The organism is Agromyces sp. C10, from assembly GCF_023217995.1.
Taxonomy (GTDB): Bacteria; Actinomycetota; Actinomycetes; order Actinomycetales; family Microbacteriaceae; genus Agromyces; species Agromyces indicus.
Genome location: NZ_JALPSX010000004.1, coordinates 58,433 through 74,952, shown reverse-complemented (window position 1 = coordinate 74,952; position 16,520 = coordinate 58,433). Strand labels below are relative to the sequence as shown.

General features: G+C 72.6%; 16 protein-coding genes and 1 tRNA gene. 13 read left to right on the top strand and 4 right to left on the bottom strand.

Going from position 1 to position 16,520, the window contains the following annotated elements:
- The first annotated feature begins 201 nt into the window (after window positions 1-201).
- The 3 genes from M1L56_RS05570 to M1L56_RS15905 all read left to right on the top strand — a co-directional run bounded on the left by M1L56_RS05570 (window position 202) and on the right by M1L56_RS15905 (window position 2,528).
- Window positions 202-1,146 (top strand): ABC transporter ATP-binding protein, encoded by a 945-nt coding sequence (locus M1L56_RS05570; protein ID WP_248598618.1) that lies wholly within the window; start codon window positions 202-204, stop codon window positions 1,144-1,146.
- A 2-nt stretch (window positions 1,147-1,148) separates the two neighbouring features.
- Window positions 1,149-1,982 (top strand): ABC transporter permease, encoded by an 834-nt coding sequence (locus tag M1L56_RS05565; protein ID WP_248598488.1) that lies wholly within the window; start codon window positions 1,149-1,151, stop codon window positions 1,980-1,982.
- Between the two features lie 123 nt (window positions 1,983-2,105).
- Complete coding sequence (locus tag M1L56_RS15905) at window positions 2,106-2,528, top strand: pyridoxamine 5'-phosphate oxidase family protein (RefSeq protein ID WP_308198816.1); 423 nt, start codon at window positions 2,106-2,108, stop codon at window positions 2,526-2,528.
- A 75-nt stretch (window positions 2,529-2,603) separates the two neighbouring features.
- Here the strand turns inward: M1L56_RS15905 and M1L56_RS05555 are convergent.
- Window positions 2,604-2,685, bottom strand: a tRNA-Leu gene (locus tag M1L56_RS05555).
- Between the two features lie 46 nt (window positions 2,686-2,731).
- Here M1L56_RS05555 and M1L56_RS05550 point away from each other — a divergent pair.
- The 3 genes from M1L56_RS05550 to M1L56_RS05540 all read left to right on the top strand — a co-directional run bounded on the left by M1L56_RS05550 (window position 2,732) and on the right by M1L56_RS05540 (window position 7,079).
- Window positions 2,732-3,043, top strand: a complete 312-nt coding sequence (locus tag M1L56_RS05550) for a hypothetical protein (protein WP_248598487.1) — start codon at window positions 2,732-2,734, stop codon at window positions 3,041-3,043.
- 102 nt (window positions 3,044-3,145) lie between these two features.
- Window positions 3,146-5,413, top strand: coding sequence for a PAS domain S-box protein (locus tag M1L56_RS16085; RefSeq protein WP_248598486.1), 2,268 nt, complete (start codon window positions 3,146-3,148; stop codon window positions 5,411-5,413).
- A gap of 4 nt (window positions 5,414-5,417) precedes the next feature.
- Window positions 5,418-7,079 carry an FAD-dependent oxidoreductase gene (locus tag M1L56_RS05540; protein WP_067950023.1) on the top strand — a complete coding sequence of 554 codons (1,662 nt, stop codon included), beginning with the start codon at window positions 5,418-5,420 and terminating at the stop codon, window positions 7,077-7,079.
- A 40-nt stretch (window positions 7,080-7,119) separates the two neighbouring features.
- Here the strand turns inward: M1L56_RS05540 and M1L56_RS05535 are convergent, their stop codons facing one another.
- Window positions 7,120-7,779, bottom strand: coding sequence for a hypothetical protein (locus M1L56_RS05535; RefSeq protein WP_248598485.1), 660 nt, complete (start codon window positions 7,777-7,779; stop codon window positions 7,120-7,122).
- A gap of 148 nt (window positions 7,780-7,927) precedes the next feature.
- On the opposite strand from M1L56_RS05535, the gene M1L56_RS05530 reads away from it, so the two are divergent.
- Both M1L56_RS05530 and M1L56_RS05525 read left to right on the top strand, forming a co-directional pair.
- On the top strand, window positions 7,928-8,890 hold the full coding sequence (locus M1L56_RS05530; protein ID WP_248598484.1) for a hypothetical protein: 963 nt from the start codon (window positions 7,928-7,930) through the stop codon (window positions 8,888-8,890).
- 134 nt (window positions 8,891-9,024) lie between these two features.
- Window positions 9,025-9,285 (top strand): hypothetical protein, encoded by a 261-nt coding sequence (locus tag M1L56_RS05525; RefSeq protein WP_067949310.1) that lies wholly within the window; start codon window positions 9,025-9,027, stop codon window positions 9,283-9,285.
- Here M1L56_RS05525 and M1L56_RS05520 read toward each other — a convergent pair.
- Window positions 9,282-10,067, bottom strand: coding sequence for a TIGR01458 family HAD-type hydrolase (locus M1L56_RS05520; RefSeq protein WP_248598483.1), 786 nt, complete (start codon window positions 10,065-10,067; stop codon window positions 9,282-9,284). The genes M1L56_RS05525 and M1L56_RS05520 overlap by 4 nt on opposite strands.
- Before the next feature lie 7 nt (window positions 10,068-10,074).
- Window positions 10,075-11,823, bottom strand: coding sequence for a serine/threonine-protein kinase (locus M1L56_RS05515; RefSeq protein WP_248598482.1), 1,749 nt, complete (start codon window positions 11,821-11,823; stop codon window positions 10,075-10,077).
- A gap of 167 nt (window positions 11,824-11,990) precedes the next feature.
- Between M1L56_RS05515 and M1L56_RS05510 the strand changes: the two genes are divergently transcribed.
- The 5 genes from M1L56_RS05510 (at window position 11,991) to M1L56_RS05490 (ending at window position 16,486) form a co-directional block, all read left to right on the top strand.
- Entirely contained in the window at window positions 11,991-12,584 is a 594-nt protein-coding gene (locus M1L56_RS05510) for a hypothetical protein (protein WP_248598481.1), read from the top strand.
- 70 nt (window positions 12,585-12,654) lie between these two features.
- Complete coding sequence (locus M1L56_RS05505; protein ID WP_248598480.1) at window positions 12,655-13,899, top strand: CpaF family protein; 1,245 nt, start codon at window positions 12,655-12,657, stop codon at window positions 13,897-13,899.
- A gap of 5 nt (window positions 13,900-13,904) precedes the next feature.
- Window positions 13,905-14,762: a type II secretion system F family protein gene (locus tag M1L56_RS05500; protein ID WP_248598617.1), complete on the top strand. Its 858-nt coding sequence runs from the start codon at window positions 13,905-13,907 to the stop codon at window positions 14,760-14,762.
- A complete protein-coding gene (locus M1L56_RS05495; protein ID WP_248598479.1) occupies window positions 14,750-15,640 on the top strand; it encodes a type II secretion system F family protein in 891 nt (296 codons plus the stop codon). The genes M1L56_RS05500 and M1L56_RS05495 overlap by 13 nt, the downstream gene beginning before the upstream one ends.
- A 147-nt stretch (window positions 15,641-15,787) precedes the next feature.
- Window positions 15,788-16,486 (top strand): hypothetical protein, encoded by a 699-nt coding sequence (locus M1L56_RS05490; RefSeq protein ID WP_248598478.1) that lies wholly within the window; start codon window positions 15,788-15,790, stop codon window positions 16,484-16,486.
- Window positions 16,487-16,520: the final 34 nt, after the last annotated feature.

Here is a 16,520-nt window from a genome sequence, read left to right as displayed (position 1 = left end):
CCGCCCTTGCTCCCTCCGAGTGCAATGGGGACATGGCAATCGATCCCGGGTCCGTCGACCCGCTCGCCCTCCTCCTGGGGTCGCCGGAGCACGGGAGGCCGCGATCCGCCCGCTTGACCCTGTCCTGAGCACACCGTTTCTCATTGCGGGGGACGGAACCACCGATTCCGATGCTCGTGCGAACGAGCAGGAAGAAGGATGATGATCGAAGCACAAGCCCTCTCGAAGCGATACGGCCGCAAGACGGCCGTCGATACCGTCTCGTTCACCGTCCAGCCCGGACGCGTGACCGGGTTCCTCGGCCCGAACGGGGCCGGCAAGTCCACCACCATGCGCATGATCATGGGCCTCGACAACCCGACCGGCGGACGCGTCACCGTGAACGGGCGGCCGTACGCAGCGCACAAGGCCCCGCTTCACGAAGTCGGCGCGCTCCTCGACGCCAAGGCGGTCCACACCAGGCGCTCCGCCTACAACCACCTCCGGGCCATGGCGGCGACGCATGGCATCCCGAATCGCCGGGTGAACGACGTTATCGAGCTCACCGGGCTCGGCCCCGTCGCCAGGAAGCGCGTCGGCGGATTCTCGCTCGGCATGGGCCAGCGGCTCTGCATCGCGGTCGCCTTGCTCGGGGATCCGCACACCGTGATCCTGGACGAGCCGGTGAACGGCCTCGATCCCGAGGGCGTCCAGTGGGTCCGGCATCTCGCCCGGGATCTGGCCGGCGAAGGTCGCACGGTTTTCCTGTCGTCGCATCTCATGTCGGAGATGGCGTTGACCGCGGACCACCTCATCGTCATCGGACGTGGCCGCATCATCGCGGACGCGCCGATCCAGTCCATCATCGACGCGCAGAGCACGGCGCGCGTCCGGGTGCGAGCGGAACGCCCACAGGACCTCCTCGGGGCACTCGCCGGCGACGGCGTGACCTCGCAGGTGCTCGAACCCGAGCTCGTCGAGATCAGCGGCGTCGAGGCGCGTCGTGTCGCGGAGGTCGCCCTCCGAGAGCGCGTCCTGGTCTACGAACTCACGCCGCTGCAACTGTCGCTCGAGGGCGCATACATGCAGTTGACGAGGGGCGAAGTCGAATACGAATCCCGAAGCCTCTCGAACACCTCGACCCTCGCATCCACGGAAGGACGCTGACCATGACCGCACCCACCGCAACCTCGTCCATACCGACCACGCCGACCACCCGCGCCGAGGCCGGCTCCGGGATCACCTTCGGTCGCGTGCTGAGGTCCGAGTGGATCAAGGTCACCACCGTTCCGTCGACGGTCATCCTGATCGTCATCACCCTCGTGGTGATGATCGGGCTCGCCGCGGTGGTGGCCTGGTCGCTGGGCTTGGCCGCCGATGCCGCGCCGCCCGGCGCCGCGTTCGCCGTCCCCTCATCCGGCCTGGCATTCGGGCAGCTGCTCATCGCCTCGCTCGCCGTGGTGCTCGTCGCCTCGGAATGGGGTACCGGCATGATCCGCTCGACCATGGTGGCGGTCCCCGGGCGCACGCAGGCGCTGGTTGCCAAGGCGGCGGTCATCGCGGCGATCTCGTTCGTCGTCGGATTGGTCAGCGCTCTCGGGTCCTACTTCGTCACGCAGCCGATCCTCGATGCGCAGGGCCTTGGGTTCGCCCTCGGCGAGGAGGGCGTCTTCCTCAGCGTGGTCAACACCGGGACGTTCCTGGCGCTCGTCGCACTGATCTCGATGGCCACCGGCACGCTCCTGCGCAACACGGCCGGCGGTATCGTCACCGTCGTCGGCGGATTCTTCGTGTTGCCGGTGGTGCTCCAGACCCTCGCGGGGTTGGCCGACTGGGTCGCGGACGTCGGGCGCTTCCTGCCCGGAGAGGCGGGCCAGCAGATGGTCGCCGTCACCGCATCCGATGGTGCGCTCAGCCGCCTGGAAGGCGGACTCACGATGGCGGCGTGGGCGATCGGACTCCAGGTCATCGCCCTGGTCGTGACCAAGAAGCGGGACGTCTAGGACGTGTTGCTGAACGCAGTCCAACGGTCGGGCGCGGGTAACATCCGGCTACGACCGCGGCTCCGCCACCCCAGCACCCGCGTGCGCAGCGCGGCCCGAACCGCGCCCCGATCGGAGGATCCCATGAACCCGTCGCTTACGGCAGACGACCTCGAGCTGCTGAACCGCCCGCTTCACGCCATGCTCACCGTCCGCCCCCACCCTTCGAGATGGCCGGCTCCGAGACCGGTGTGGTTCGAGGTCGCCGACGGAGGACGTCTCCAGATGTTCAGCGTGGTGGGAACGCCGCGTCTGGCTCGGCTTCGAGAGGACCCCCGCGCATCGGTGGTCGTCGCTGCGCCGGTGGGCGAACCCGAACACTGGGTGTCGATCGAGGGCCGCATCGACCACCACGAGGAGGGCGCACGCGAGCTCATGCTCCGGTTGATCGATCGGTACTACGGCGCCGACCTGGAGGCGAACCGCGCTGCGATCCGCGCGTTGCACCGCAGCGAGGTGGTGCGGCTCGTGCTGCACCCAGAGCGAGTCCAGCGCTACCGCATCTAGGTTGCGATCGCCCGTCGGACGCACCCCGGCGCGCGCCTTCGGTCAGGGAGAGCCAGCCAGTCCAGCCCAGTCCAGTGCGGAAGGTGGGACTTGAACCCACACGCCCGAAGGCACAGGAACCTAAATCCTGCGTGTCTGCCGATTTCACCACTCCCGCGAGTGCCCGTTCAGTCTAGGCGGCGCGATGCGGTTGACTGGGGCGCATGGTGCAACGACCGGATGGCGGCGGCGAGGCCGACGGCGCCCCGCGCGGCGGCGCGCTCCGCTGGTTCGGCACCGTGTCGCCCGCGGCGGTGATCGGGCTGCTGCTCGCCGCCCTCTCGTTGGCGCTGCCGGCACTGTGGGCGCTCGGGGTCTCGGGGATCGCGGTCGCGCTCGGCGTGCAGGGTCGTCGACGGTTCCGGGAGGATCCGTCGACGGGACCGGGATGGATCTCGATGGCCGCGATCATCCTCGGCGGGTTCGTGTTCGTCAGCCAGGGAGCGCTCATCCTGTTCGCGACCGTCGGCAACTGACGCCCCCTGTTCGGGGCCTCCGTCGACGCTGGCCGCGCCTCGGGCGCGTCGCTACTCTGGCGGTGAGCCGTCCGGCGCGATGCAGCGGGGGAGGTGGGGCTCGTGGGCGACCGCGGAGTGATCCTCGTCGTCTCCGACGACGCCCGGGCAGCCGGCGAACTGCGGGACCTGCTCGGCGTCGACGCGTACGACGTGGTGCACGCGCCCGGCGACCTGGAGCGGTCGACCCAGGCGCTCGCGGCCGCGCCCGACCTCATCGTGGTCGACGTCGGACTCGAGCGGGCGGACCCGTTCGAGCTCGCCGCCGACCTGCACCATGCGGGTCGCGCGCGCGACCTGCCCGTCGTGTTCCTCGTCGCCGAGTCCGACGTCGAGCGCCGGGTGCGGGGGCTGCAGGTCGGCGACGACCTGATCTCCACGCCGCTCGATCCGCACGAGGCGCTCGCGCGGGTGCAACGGCAGGTGACGATCTCGCGGTCGCGGGCGGCGCGGCGGGAGTCGGAGGCGAAGTTCCGTTCCGTGATGGAGTCGGCGATCGACGCGATCATCTCCACCGACGCCGACGGCGTGATCCGCAGCTGGAACAGCGCCGCCGCCGACCTGTTCGGTCACCCCGAGGAGGAGGCCGTCGGGCGGACGCTCGACCTCATCATCCCCGAACGGTTCCGCAAACGGCACCGCACCGCGATCGAACGCGTCAGCCACGGCGGTCCGACGAACCTCATCGGACGGACGGTCGAGTTCGCGGGGCTCCGCAGCGACGGCACGGAGTTCCCCATCGAACTGGCGCTCAGCACCTGGTTCCTCGACGCCGACCGCTACTACACCGGGATCATCCGCGACATCAGCGATCGCGTGCGCGCCGAGGAGCGGTTCCGGTCGGTGACCGACTCCGCCGTCGACGCCATCATCTCGGCCGACCACACCGGGCGCATCGTGTCGTGGAACCCCGCGGCCACTCGCATCCTGGGGCACAGCGAGGCCGACGCGCTGGGCCGCTCGCTCGAACTCGTCATCCCCGCCCGGTATCGCGAGCAGCACCGCGCCGGGATGGCGCGGTACGCGGCCACGGGCGAGGCGCACGTCATCGGCACGACGGTCGAGCTGGAGGCGCTCACGGCGTCGGGCGCCGAGATCCCGGTGGAGCTCTCGCTGTCGACCTGGACCGTGGGCGGCGACCGGTACTACACCGGCATCATCCGCGACCTCGCGGAGCGCCGGGCGGCCGAAGCGGCGCTGCGTCGCAGCGAGGAGGAGTTCCGCGCGAAGGAGGCGGAGTTCCGGGCGCGCAACGCCGCCCTCGAGGAGACCATCCAGCGCATCAACAGCATGCAGGACCAGTTGCTCCTGCAGGAGAAGATGGCCTCCATCGGACGGCTGAGCGCGGGCATGGCGCACGAGATGAACAATCCGGCATCCGCTGCCCAGCGCGGGGCCGCCCAGGCCTCGGAGGTGTTCGCGCGGCTGCAGGAGGCGCAGATCGAGCTCGGACGGCTCGGCCTCTACGGCTCTCGGCTCGACAAGCTGCGCGAGCTCGACGCGCTCGCGGCGCGGCGGGCGCGGGATCCGGTCGAGCTCGGCGCGGTCGAGCGCAGTGACCGCGAGGCCGAGGTCGAGGACTGGTTGGAGCGCTACGACGTCCGCTCCGGCGGCGACCTGGCCGCCTCGATCGTGAACCTCGGCGTCACGCGCGACGGCCTGGACGAGCTCGGCATGGTGTTCGGCGACGAGCGGCTGCCGGTCGTCGTGGAATGGCTGGGACTGAAGTCCGCCATCTACGCCCTGTTGTCGGAGATCGTGGTCGGGACGAACCGCATCGTCGAACTCGTGAGGGCGCTCAAGATGTACACGTACATGGACCAGACCCCGGTCCAGGACGTCGACGTGCGCACGGGCCTCGACGACACGCTCGTGATCCTGCACAACAAGCTCAAGCACGGCGTGCGAGTGGTGCGCGAGTTCGACGCCGACCTGCCGCTGATCCAGGCCTATGCGAGCGAGCTCAACCAGGTGTGGACCAACCTCATCGACAACGCCATCGACGCGATGGGCGGCCAGGGCACGCTCACGCTGCGGGCGCGACGCGCGGGCGATCGGGTCGAGGTGCAGGTCGAGGACGACGGGCCGGGCGTGCCCGCCGACATCCGTTCGAAGCTCTTCGACCTGTTCTTCACGACGAAGGCCCCCGGCGAGGGCACCGGCCTGGGCCTCGCGATCTCGCGGAACATCATCGTGAAGAAGCACGGCGGCGAGTTCGACCTCGAGTCGCGCGACGGGTGCACGCGGTTCACGGCGCGCCTGCCGATCGGCGTCGCACCCGACGGCGAGACCGGCGCGCCGGCCGGCGCCATGCAGCAGGAGGAGGGGTGATCGGATGGCGAAGCCCGTCATCATGACCGTCGACGACGAGCCGCAGGTGCTGAACGCGGTCGCCCGCGACCTGCAGTCGCGGTACCGCGAGGACTACCGCATCGTGAAGGCCGGCTCGGGCCAGGAGGCGCTCGAGGCGATCGCCGAGTTCGAGCGCCGCGGCACGCCGGTGGCCCTGTTCGTGGTCGACCAGCGCATGCCCGGCATGTCGGGCACCGAGTTCCTCACCGAGGCCATCGCGCACTACCCCGACGCGAAGCGCGTGCTCCTCACGGCGTACGCCGACACGGATGCCGCGATCACGAGCATCAACAAGATCGACCTCGACTACTACCTGCTGAAGCCGTGGGATCCGCCCGAGGAGCGGTTCTTCCCGGTGCTGAACGACCTCCTCGACGACTGGCAGGCGAACACGCCGCCGGTCTACGAGGGCATCCGGGTCGCCGGGGCGCTGTGGTCGCCGACGACGCACGCGGTGAAGGACTTCCTCGCGCGGAGCCAGATCCCGTACCAGTGGCTCGACATCGAGCGCAACGAGGGGGCGCGGGCCCTCGTCGAGGCGACCACGCCCGGCAGCACCCGCCTGCCGGTGGTGTTCCTGCCGGACGGCACGGTGCTCTCGTGCCCCGACCTGCACGAGCTCGCCGAGCGCATCGGGCTGCGGGCGCCGCCGCAGGCGCCCTTCTACGACCTGATCGTGATCGGCGCCGGGCCGGCGGGTCTCGCCGCGGCGGTGTACGGCGCGTCCGAGGGGCTGCGGACGGCCGTGATCGAGCGCGAGGTGCCGGGCGGCCAGGCGGGCACGAGCTCCCGCATCGAGAACTACCTCGGCTTCCCGCACGGCATCAGCGGTGCCGACCTCGCGCGCCGCGCCGTCACGCAGGCCAAGCGGCTCGGCGCGGAGATCCTGAATCCCCAGGCGGTCACGGGCATCCGGGTGGAGGACTCGTACAAGATCGTCACGCTCGACGACGGCAGCGAGCTGCGCTCCCGGGCGCTGGTGCTCTCGACCGGCGTCGAGGCGCGCACCCTCGGCATCCCCGGCGAGGAACGGCTCAACGGGGCATCCGTCTACTACGGTGCCGCGGCGAGCGAGGCCGTCAGCTACAGCGGATGCCGCGTGGTGGTCGTCGGCGGTGCGAACTCGGCCGGCCAGGGTGCGATGTTCCTGTCGCGGTATGCCGAGCACGTGACGATCCTGGTTCGCGGCGACTCGCTCGCGAAGAGCATGTCGCAGTACCTCATCGACCAGATCGAGGCGACGCCGAACATCACGGTGCGACCGCACGCCCAGGTGACCGAGCTCGAGGGGGAGGATCGCCTGACCTCGATGACCGTGCGCGACACGGTGACGGGTGCCGAGGAGGACCTGCCCGCCGACGCGATGTTCATCTTCATCGGCGCGGTCCCCGGTTCCGACCTCGTGCGCGGCCTGCTCGAGCTCGACGACCACGGGTTCGTGCTCACGGGACCCGACCTCGTGCACGACGGTCGGCGTCCGCGCGGGTGGACGCTGCGGCGCGACCCGCTGCTGCTCGAGACGAGCGTGCCGGGCATCTTCGCGGCGGGCGACGTCCGCCACGACGTGATGCGCCGCGTCGCGTCGGCCGTCGGACAGGGTGCGCTCGCGGTGAGCCTCGTGCACCAGTACCTCGAGACGGTCTGAGGGCGAGCGGATGCCGCGTGGCATCCGTTCGCGGCCCTGGTCAGGCGGCGGGCGCGGGCCCACCCAACCGAGCGATGAGGCGGGTGCGCCGTTCCATCGCCTCGGCATCGCTCGGCAGGTCCCAGAGATGAACGGGATCGGTCGGCGCGAGGCGGAGGGTCCGCCCCGACGTGACGACCTCGACTTCGTCGTGCTGGACGCCGAACAGGTCGGTGCCGCGCAGTACCGCGATCCGCAGGATCGTGCCGAGCGATTCGCCGGATTCCGACGCGAGCACGCGCCCCGCGTGCCGCGCACGGAGTCCGCGCGCGGTGAGGCGCTTCAGCGGTCGGGCGTCGCGGCCGCTGATGTTCGGCCAGCAGACGCGGCAGCCGCGCGCAGCGGACGCGTGTCGAGCACGCTCCCGGGTGAGCAGTTCGGGTAACGGCATTCGGTAGGAGCGGTCGGCGGCAAGCCGGTCGCGATGGAGCTGCGTCCACCGCGCCCGTCGGTCGAGGTGCGGCTGCAGGGCCGGGCAGTCGAGCCGGTGGATGGTCGCATCGCGGCGGCCGGCCCGGGTGAGGGCGTATTCGGCACCCTCGGCGAAAGCCCGTCTCAGGGTGGTCAGCTCCTCGGCGATGACCGCGTCCATCACGCTCGTCGGCACCATGGTGCCGGGTGGTGCCGCCTCGACGAGGTGATGCGTCCCGGATGCCGCCATCGGTCCTCCGTCCGCCGTTGCGAAAGGGCGCTCGAGCCAGAATCTACCTGCCGGGCGGCGTCATGCTGCGGAGCTGCGGCGCTCGGCATGTCGCGCCCCGCCCTCGCGAACCGTGCTGCGCGGCATCCGTTCGCGACATGATGGGGCGATGGCGACCGATGCCCTGACCGACGCGGCCGACGCGCTGTACGCGCTCGTGCCGGAGGAGTTCACGGCGGCGCGCAACGCCCGCGCGGCGGAGGCGAAGGCGTCGGACCGGGGTCTGGCCAAGCGCATCTCGGGGTTGAAGCGACCGTCGCCTGCGGCGTGGATCGTGAACCGCCTCGCGCGCGAGCACGCCGACGACGTGGGCGACCTCGTGGGCCTCGGCGGGGAGCTCGCCGACGCGCAGGGCTCGGGCGACGGGCGCGCGCTCACGGCGCTCGTCGCCGAGCGGCGGCGAGCGGTCGCGGGACTCCTGCGGCAGGCGACCGAGCTCGCGGACGCCGCGGACCGGAGTCCGTCGCGCGCGGTGCTCGACGAGGTCGAGCAGACCCTCGTCGCGGCGACGGTGTCGGCCGAGGCGGGTGCGGCCGTGCTGACCGGGCGGCTGGTGCGGTCGCTGCAGGCCGTCGGGTCGGAGGTGGACGTATCGGGCGCCGTCGCGGGGGAGGTCCGTGACGTGCCGCGCGCGCCGGTCGTGGCCGGCGACGCGGAAGGGGTCGCGCCAGCCGCCGAGTCCGCGCCCGAGGAGGACGTCGACCTCGCCGGCGACCGCGCCGAGGCCGAACGGGCCGAGGCCGCGCGCGCCGAGGCCGAACGCGCCGCCGCGCGCGAGCGAGCCCGCGCCGGGGCGGATGCCGCGCGGGAGCACGCCGAGACCGCCGAACGCGAACTCGACGAGGCACGAGACGCGCTCGACGCCGCCGACGAGCGCGTGGCCGCGCTGCGTGCCGAGCGCGACGAGCTCGAGGAGCGGCTCGACCGCCTGCGCGACGAGCTCGCCGAGGCCGAGCGCGAGGCTCGGGCCGCCACCCGGGCACGCGAAGCCGCCGCGCACGCCGCCGACCGCGCGAGTGCCGACCTCGACGCAGCGGAGGCGGCCGCGGGCGCCGCCGAGCGACCGCGCTGATCGACACCACTCCACTGGCCGGGCCCGGGCCGACGACTCGCCCGGCCGCGCGCCCGCAGTGCCATCCGTCGCCCGCTGTCAAGCCCCGAGACCGGTCGGATCGCTCGCGCTAGCCTCCCCGGAAGGGGGAGCCGATGACCGAACGCGTCGACACCGAGATCACGCTCGAGCGGGAGTGGCCGCCGGGCGTGAAGGCCGCGGTGCTCGTCGTGGCCGGAGCGTCGGCGCTCGTGCACGTGTCGGGCATCTGGTTCACGCTGCCGGTCTCGATGGCCGCGCTGGTCCTCGCCGAGATCGCGGCGCCCGAGCTCGGGACCCGCACGCGCCGCTGGTTGACGGCGCTCGCGATCCTCGGCCTCGTGCTCGCGACGGGGCGGATCCTCACGACCCTCTAGCGTCGTCGTGCGGCGAGCCAGTCCGGCAGGTCCGCGATGGAGTCGAGCACCGCATCGGGACGGACCTCGCCGTCGAGGTCGGCGGGGGAGAACTTGCCGGTGCGCACCAGCACCCCCGTGAGCCCGGCCCGCTGCGCCCCGTCGACGTCGCTGCGGATGTCGTCGCCGACCATCACGACGTCGCTCGGGTCCACGCCGAGCGCGGCGACGGCGGCACCGTAGAACGCCGGGTCCGGCTTGCCGAGCACGACCGCCTCGCGTCCCGAGGCGTGCTCGAGGGCGCGCACGAACGCACCCACGTCGAGCCGCAGCCCGTCGGACGCGCGCCAGTACCGGGTGAGTCCGAGTGCGACGAGCGGCACGTGCGGGTCGGCCATGAGCAGCCGGAACGCCCGGTTCAGGGTGGCGAAGTCCCACCCCTCGCCGAGGTCGCCCACGACCACGGCGCCCGCACCCTCGTCGGCGGATGGCGCGAGCGGCTCGAGGCCGGCGAACTCGGTCGCCGTGGCATCCGGCACGAAGAGCGCCGGACGCTCGATGCCCTCGCGGCGCAGCCACGCGGCGGCGGCGACCGCGGGGGTGAGGATGCGCTCGGCGTCGGCGCCGACCCCCAGCCGTGCGAGGCTGGCGACGATCGCGCTGCGGGGACGGGACGTCGTATTGGTCAGGTAGCAGTACGGCACGCCCTCGGCGTCGAGGCGGGCCACCGCCTCGGGAGCGCCCGCGATCGCCTCGTCGCCGACGTAGACCACGCCGTCGAGATCGAGCAGCACACCGGTCATGAGCCCATCATGCTCGCTCAGAGGCCGTGCTGCTCAGCACCTCGCTCGCGGCGATCTTCATGGTGCCGCCCTCGTCGACGAGGCGGTACGCCGTGACCTCGCGCACGACCCGCCCGTCGGCGAACGTGTATGTCAGGGTCGCCTGCGCCTCGCCCGGCGCGGTCGCGACGACGTCGGCGATGGCGACGTCGGTGATGTCGCCCCAGAACGCCTGGTAGGCGTCGCGGCCGCCCACGTGGTTCACCTGGTAGTCGGCGGTCATGAGGGTCCAGGCGGTGTCGAGGTCGCCGGGCATCAGCGCGTAGTAGTCCTGCAGCGCGTCGACCGTGCGCTGCTCCTCGCTCGGGGGCGGCGGTTCGGCGGTCTCGGGCGCGGGCTCGGGGGTCTCGGCCGGGGCCGGCGGCTCCGCTTCCTCGGTTTCGGCGGGCGGCTCGGACGTCGCCGCGGGCTCGGTCTCGGGTGGCGCGGCGGTCTCGCCGCCCTGCTGCAGGCCGGTGAGCAGCAGGATGGTGCCGATCGTCAGCAGCGCGGCGGTCACGAGCGCACCGATCAGGATCGCCGTGCGTCCCGGGCGGCGACCGGACGGACGGTCGTCGGCGACCGGCTCCTCGGGCGGGGCAGCGGCGGCGGGGGTGTCGGCCATCCACGGGAAGAGCGGTTCGGCCAGGCGCTCCGGACGGGCGACGGCCGGTTCGGCGTCCTGCGCGGCGTCGGCGGCCCCCTGGCCGGGCTCGCCGGGCCCGCCGCGCTCGTCGGACTCGTCGAGCGACTCGGTGGCGGCGGTGGCGCCGAGGACGCGCGTGTCGACGTCGTCCGCAGCGGCGGCACTCCCGGCGGCGGCCGCGGCGGCCGCCCCGGCGGCGGCGCCGCCGGCGAGCGGCACGGTCGGTGCGGCGGGCTCGTCGAGATCCGCCGGCTCCGCGGCATCCGTCGCCAGCTGCTGGGCCAGTTCGCTCAGCCGCTGGGCGACCACGGACATCCTGGGACGCTGCTTCGGGTCGGCCGCGAGCATCTCGCGCAGCACCGGCTCGAGCGGTCCGGCGTGCTCGGCCACCGGGACGTCGCCCTGTGCGACGCGGTGCAGCAGCGCGATCGCGTTCTGGTCGGTGCCGAACGGCGGGCCGCCCTCGAGCATCGCGTAGAGCGTCGACCCGAGCGAGAACACGTCGGAGGCGAAGCTGGACGGTTCGCCGCGCGCCACCTCGGGTGCCAGGTAGGCGGGCGTGCCGTGCACGAGCCCGGTCGCGGTGATCGTGGTGTCGCCGAGCGCCTGCGCGATGCCGAAGTCGCTGATCAGCGCCGACCCGTCCTCGCGGATCAGGATGTTGCCCGGCTTCACGTCGCGGTGCACGATGCGCCGACGGTGCGCGGCGGCGAGTGCCGACCCGATCTCGGCGCCGACGCGCGCGGTCTGCTGCGGCGTGAAGGTGCCGTGCTCCTGCAGCAGCGCCGACAGCGGCGTCGACTCGATGAGCTGCATGACGATGCACGGCTGGCCCTCGTGCTCGACGACGTCGAACACCGGCACGGCGTGCGGATGGTGCAGGCCGGCGCTGATCCGCGCCTCGCGCATGGCCCGCTTGGTGGTGACCTCGCGTTCCTCGTCGGTCAGCTCCGGCTGGGTGCGCAGCAGCTTCAGGGCGACGGTGCGCTCGAGGCGCTCGTCCCACGCGTGCCAGACGACGCCCATGCCGCCGCTGCCGATCAGCTGCACGAGGCGATAGCGGTCGGCGACCAGGGCGGGAGGCGTGTTCATCGAGGTCTTCCTTGCGGCACCACGCCGACGGTACCGCCGTCGGGGGTGCGGTCTCGCGGGCTTGCGGCGACGGAGCCGGTGTGGGAAGGTCCGCCCGCTGCGCGGCGCCGGACGGCGCCGGGCGGCGCCGGGCGGCGCTGGGCGGCGCCGGGCGGTAGCCTCGCGGCATGACGAGCCGTGCGTCGCGGGTGCGCGACATCCGGATGCCGAAGGCGCTGCACGACGTGTTCGGCGAAGTGCAGTCGCCCGTCGAGCTCGCGCTCGTGGTCGTCGGCGGGCTCGGGCTCGCCGCGGTCGTGTGCCTCGCGGGGGCCGAATCGCTCGCCGACGTCGCCTGGTGGCGGGCCGTGATCGCGGTGCTGCTCGTGGCCGACATCTGCTGCGGCGCGGTCGCGAACTTCACGCGCGGTACCGATCGGTACTACGCCGAGCGGCCGCGCAACCGGTGGGTGTTCATCGCCGTGCACTGGCACCTGGTGGTCATCGCGCTCGCGCTGGGCGAGGGGTTCTGGTTCGCGCTCGCCGTCACGGCGTACACGCTCGTGGGGGCGTCGGCCGTGAACCTGCTGCACGGGTCGCGGCTGCAGCAGCCGGTCGGCGGTCTCGTGCTCGCGTTCGGCCTGGCCGGCGTCGTGATCTGGGCGATGACGGATGTCGCGCCGCTCCTGCTGCTCGTTGCCGCGGCGCTGTTCCTGCTCAAGGTGGCGTACGCGTTCGCCGTCGCGCACCACCCCGCCGGCATGGAGGATCCGCTCCGCTGATCGCGGTCCGGCGGCCCCCGGTGTGGATAACTTCCGGGGCCGTTCTCGGCGGCTCTCCAAGATGGTGCGCATGTCCGATCCCGTGCGCACCATCGCCGAGCGGGTGCGCGGTCGGGTGCTGCGCGAGGGCGTCGACCTCGCACGAGACGAAGGGCTCGCCTCGCGCTACGTCGCGGAGGAGGTGCAGCGCTATTCCGAGCGTGCGCTCGCCGGCGCCCATGCCCCGCTCGTCGACGAGCGCGACGCGGCACGCGAGGTCGTGGCATCCATCACCGGGTACGGGCCGTTGCAGCCGTTCTTCGACGACCCGACCGTCGAGGAGATCTGGATCAATTCGCCGACGCGCGTGTTCGTCGCCCGGGCCGGCGTGCCCGAGCTGACGACGGTCGTGCTGTCCGACCGCGAGGTGCGCGACCTCGTCGAACGGATGCTGCAGCACTCCGGTCGCCGCGTCGACCTGTCGTCGCCGTTCGTCGACGCGTCCCTGCCCGACGGGTCGCGGCTCCACGTCGCGATCCCGGATGTGACGCGCGCGCACTGGGCGGTGAACATCCGCAAGTTCCAGCAGCGCATCCGCTCGCTGGGACAGCTCGTCGAACGCGGGTCGCTCACCCGCCCCGCCGCCGAATTCCTGCGGATGAGCGTGCTCGCCGGCGCGAACATCCTGGTCTCCGGCGCCACGCACACGGGCAAGACCACGATGGTCAACGCCCTCATGTCGGGCACCCGAGCGGGGGAGCGCGTCGTCACGGTCGAGGAGACCTTCGAGCTCGACCTCGACGTGCGCGACCTCGTCGCGATGCAGTGCCGGCAGCCGAACCTCGAGGGCACCGGCGAGATCACCCTCCGCCGCCTCATCAAGGAGGCCCTGCGCATGCGACCGGACCGGCTCATCGTCGGCGAGGTGCGCGAGGCCGAGAGCCTCGACCTGCTCATCGCGCTGAACTCCGGGCTTCCGGGCATGTGCACGATTCATGCGAACTCGGCGCGTGACGCCCTCGCCAAGCTGTGCACGCTGCCGCTGCTCGCGGGCCGCAACATCGACTCCGGCTTCGTCGTCCCGACGGTCGCGACCTGCGTCGACCTGGTCGTCCACCTCACCATCGACCGCCGCGGTCACCGCCGGGTCGCGTCGATCGACGCGACCACCGGCACGACCACCGGCGCCGGCGTCGACGCCGAGCCGATCTTCCGCCTCGATCCGCATACGCACGAGCTGGTCGCCACCGGCATCCGCCCGGCCCGCCTCGAGAAGTACGCGGCCGCGGGCTTCGATCCCGCGGTGGTGCTCGACGCCGGCGAGGTCGCGGCGTGAGCCTCATGCTCGGTGCGACGCTCGGCGTCGGCCTGCTCCTCGTGGTCTCGCCGCTGTTGTGGCCCTCTCCTCGCGGCGGCGAGACCACCCCTCCGACACGTCGGCGTTCGGCGCTGGCCGACGAGCTCGCCCTCGCCGGCGTGCCCGGTGCGCCGGTCACCGCCGCGCTCGCCGTCACCCTCGTGCTCGGCGTCGTGGGCGCCGCCCTCGGCCAGGCCGTCTTCGGCGTGACGGTGCTCGCCGTGGTCGGCGGCGTCCTGGGCCTCCTGCTGCTTCCCGTCGTGATCCGTGCCCGCGCGAACCGGCGCCGCATCCGTAATCGGGCGGTCTGGCCCGACGTCGTCGACCACCTCGTCGCCAGCGTTCGCGCCGGGATGTCGCTGCCCGACAGCATCGGCGCGCTGGGCGACCTCGGCCCGGCGGTGACGCGGGCAGCTTTCGCCTCGTTCGACGACGAGTTCCGCCGCACCGGGGACTTCGGCGGCGCAGTGGACACGCTCAAGGCGCGACTCGCCGACCCGACCGCCGACCGCATCCTCGAGACGCTCCGCATGGCCCGCGAGGTCGGCGGCACCGACCTCACCGCCGTTCTCCGCGGACTCGCCGTCTATCTGCGCGAGGATGCCGCCGTGCGCGCCGAGGTGAGCGCGCGGCAGTCGTGGATCCGCAACGCCGCCCGGCTCGGCGTGGCGGCTCCGTGGCTCCTCCTGCTCGTGCTCGCGAGCCGACCGGAGACGTTGCGCGCCTACGACTCCGCCGCGGGCTCGGCGCTCATCCTGTGCGGCGTCGGGGTCACGCTCATCGCATACCGACTCATGATCGGCCTCGGCCGTCTCCCAGAGGAGCGCCGATGGTTCACCTGAGCGCCGCGCCCACCGTCTCGGTCGCGCTCGGCGCCGTGCTCGGCCTGGGACTCTGGCTCGTCGTCGCCTCCGCCCCGCGACTCGGTCGCCCCCGGCTGGTCGACCGCGTGGCGCCGTACATCACCGACTTCTCGGCCGAGGCCCGCGCGATGCGGGCACGACCCTCGGCCGATCCGGGCAGCATGCTCGGACTCCTGGTCCTCCCCGCAGCCCGGCGCCTCCGCGGCGTCCTCTCGACGGTCCTCGGCGGCAACGACACGATCGCCAGGCGCCTGCGCCAGGCCGGTTCGACGGCCACGGTCGAGCGCTTCCGAGGTGAACAGCTCGCATGGGCGGGTGCGGCCTTCGCGCTCGGCGCGGCTCTCGCGCTGTTCGCACCGGCGCTCGCCGCGGCGCCGCCGGTCGTCCGGGCGCTTCTGCCCTTCCTTCTCAGCGTCGCTGGAGCGGTCGCTCGCGACTGGATCCTGCAGCGGGCGGCGCGCCGTCGGCTCACCCGCATCTCGTCCGAGCTGCCGACCATGCTCGAGTTCCTCACGCTGAGTCTCACCGCCGGCGAGGGCATGCTCGACGCCCTGCGCCGCGTCGCCCGTGCCGGCTCGGGGGAACTGCCCGTCGAGTTCGCCGGGGTCGTCTCCGCGGTGAGCGCCGGGGTCCCGCTGCCGGTCGCGCTGGCCGACCTCCGCGACGGACTCGAGCATCCCGGGCTGGCGCGCGCGCTCGACCAGGTGCTCGGCGCGCTCGACCGGGGTGCGCCGCTCGCGGCGGTGCTCCGCGCGCAGGCCGGCGACGCACGCGCCGAGGCCAAGCGCAGCATCATCGAACTCGCCGGCCGCAAGGAGATCGCGATGCTCGTCCCTGCTCGGTGGGCTTGCATCTAGCCCTGTCGTCACCCTCCCCAAGTTCCCGTTCGAGGTCAGCCTCCGGGAAGCCGCCTAGCGGGCCCACAAGCCCCCGGCGGCAATCCCGTCGCCGGGTCCCACCCAGGGCCTCGAGGCCCAGCCAGGGAACCAATGAGGAGAGTACGAATGGCAATCAACAAGCAGGCGCTCGTCGCCGCAGTCACTAAGTTCCGGACGGACACGGCCAGCGCGGTCAAGTTCACCGACGCGGACCTCACGGCGTCCGCGATCACGCGCCACCGGCACAACAAGATCATGGCGGCAAGGGCGGAGCTGCTCAAGTCCGTCCCGGCGGAGCCCACCGCCCCGACCATGACCCCGGCGAAGGTCCTCGCGGACCGTGCGCCGCGCACCGCCGATCAGGTGGCGGTGGCCCAGCACGAGTTCGGGATCGTGGAGCGGCTGCTCGCCGCCGGCCACCCCCTCGAAGGCGTTATCCGGGACGCGACCCCGGCGCGACTCGACGCGATCCTCGCACAAATCGAGGTGATCCCGGCCGTTCTCGGCGCGGGACAGAACGCCCCCGAGGAGGTGACGCGCATTCACGGGCAGGTGTTCGAGCGGCTGGTCGAGGTCGGCGACGCGAAGGCCACCATCGCCCGGGACGCCCAGCGTGCGTACGACGAGCAGGCGGCGTGGCGCGAGGTGGTGGTGGACGCCATCGAGGGTCGGGAGACCGGGGGCGGTCTCACGGCGCTGTTCCACGCCGATCCGGAGGGGTTCGAGGCGCTGATGGCGTCGAACACCGAGCCGGTGGCGAACGCGGACACGGCTGAGGCGGTCCGGAAGCTCGACCGCACTTTCGGCGTCAACAACGCGGCCTGACTCACTCGACGAAGCCCCCGGCTCGCCTGTTCGG

Bases quoted from the DNA above. Each gene is read 5' to 3' on its own strand.
- M1L56_RS05505 (WP_248598480.1), top strand. From the start codon at position 12,655: ATGTCCGATCCCGTGCGCACCATCGCCGAGCGGGTGCGCGGTCGGGTG.
- M1L56_RS05500 (WP_248598617.1), top strand. From the start codon at position 13,905: ATGCTCGGTGCGACGCTCGGCGTCGGCCTGCTCCTCGTGGTCTCGCCG.
- M1L56_RS05520 (WP_248598483.1), bottom strand. From the start codon at position 10,067: ATGACCGGTGTGCTGCTCGATCTCGACGGCGTGGTCTACGTCGGCGAC.
- M1L56_RS15905 (WP_308198816.1), top strand. From the start codon at position 2,106: ATGAACCCGTCGCTTACGGCAGACGACCTCGAGCTGCTGAACCGCCCG.
- M1L56_RS05565 (WP_248598488.1), top strand. From the start codon at position 1,149: ATGACCGCACCCACCGCAACCTCGTCCATACCGACCACGCCGACCACC.
- M1L56_RS05510 (WP_248598481.1), top strand. From the start codon at position 11,991: ATGACGAGCCGTGCGTCGCGGGTGCGCGACATCCGGATGCCGAAGGCG.
- M1L56_RS05515 (WP_248598482.1), bottom strand. From the start codon at position 11,823: ATGAACACGCCTCCCGCCCTGGTCGCCGACCGCTATCGCCTCGTGCAG.
- M1L56_RS05530 (WP_248598484.1), top strand. From the start codon at position 7,928: ATGGCGACCGATGCCCTGACCGACGCGGCCGACGCGCTGTACGCGCTC.
- M1L56_RS05535 (WP_248598485.1), bottom strand. From the start codon at position 7,779: ATGGCGGCATCCGGGACGCATCACCTCGTCGAGGCGGCACCACCCGGC.
- M1L56_RS05550 (WP_248598487.1), top strand. From the start codon at position 2,732: ATGGTGCAACGACCGGATGGCGGCGGCGAGGCCGACGGCGCCCCGCGC.
- M1L56_RS05570 (WP_248598618.1), top strand. From the start codon at position 202: ATGATCGAAGCACAAGCCCTCTCGAAGCGATACGGCCGCAAGACGGCC.
- M1L56_RS05490 (WP_248598478.1), top strand. From the start codon at position 15,788: ATGGCAATCAACAAGCAGGCGCTCGTCGCCGCAGTCACTAAGTTCCGG.
- M1L56_RS05525 (WP_067949310.1), top strand. From the start codon at position 9,025: ATGACCGAACGCGTCGACACCGAGATCACGCTCGAGCGGGAGTGGCCG.
- M1L56_RS05540 (WP_067950023.1), top strand. From the start codon at position 5,418: ATGGCGAAGCCCGTCATCATGACCGTCGACGACGAGCCGCAGGTGCTG.
- M1L56_RS05495 (WP_248598479.1), top strand. From the start codon at position 14,750: ATGGTTCACCTGAGCGCCGCGCCCACCGTCTCGGTCGCGCTCGGCGCC.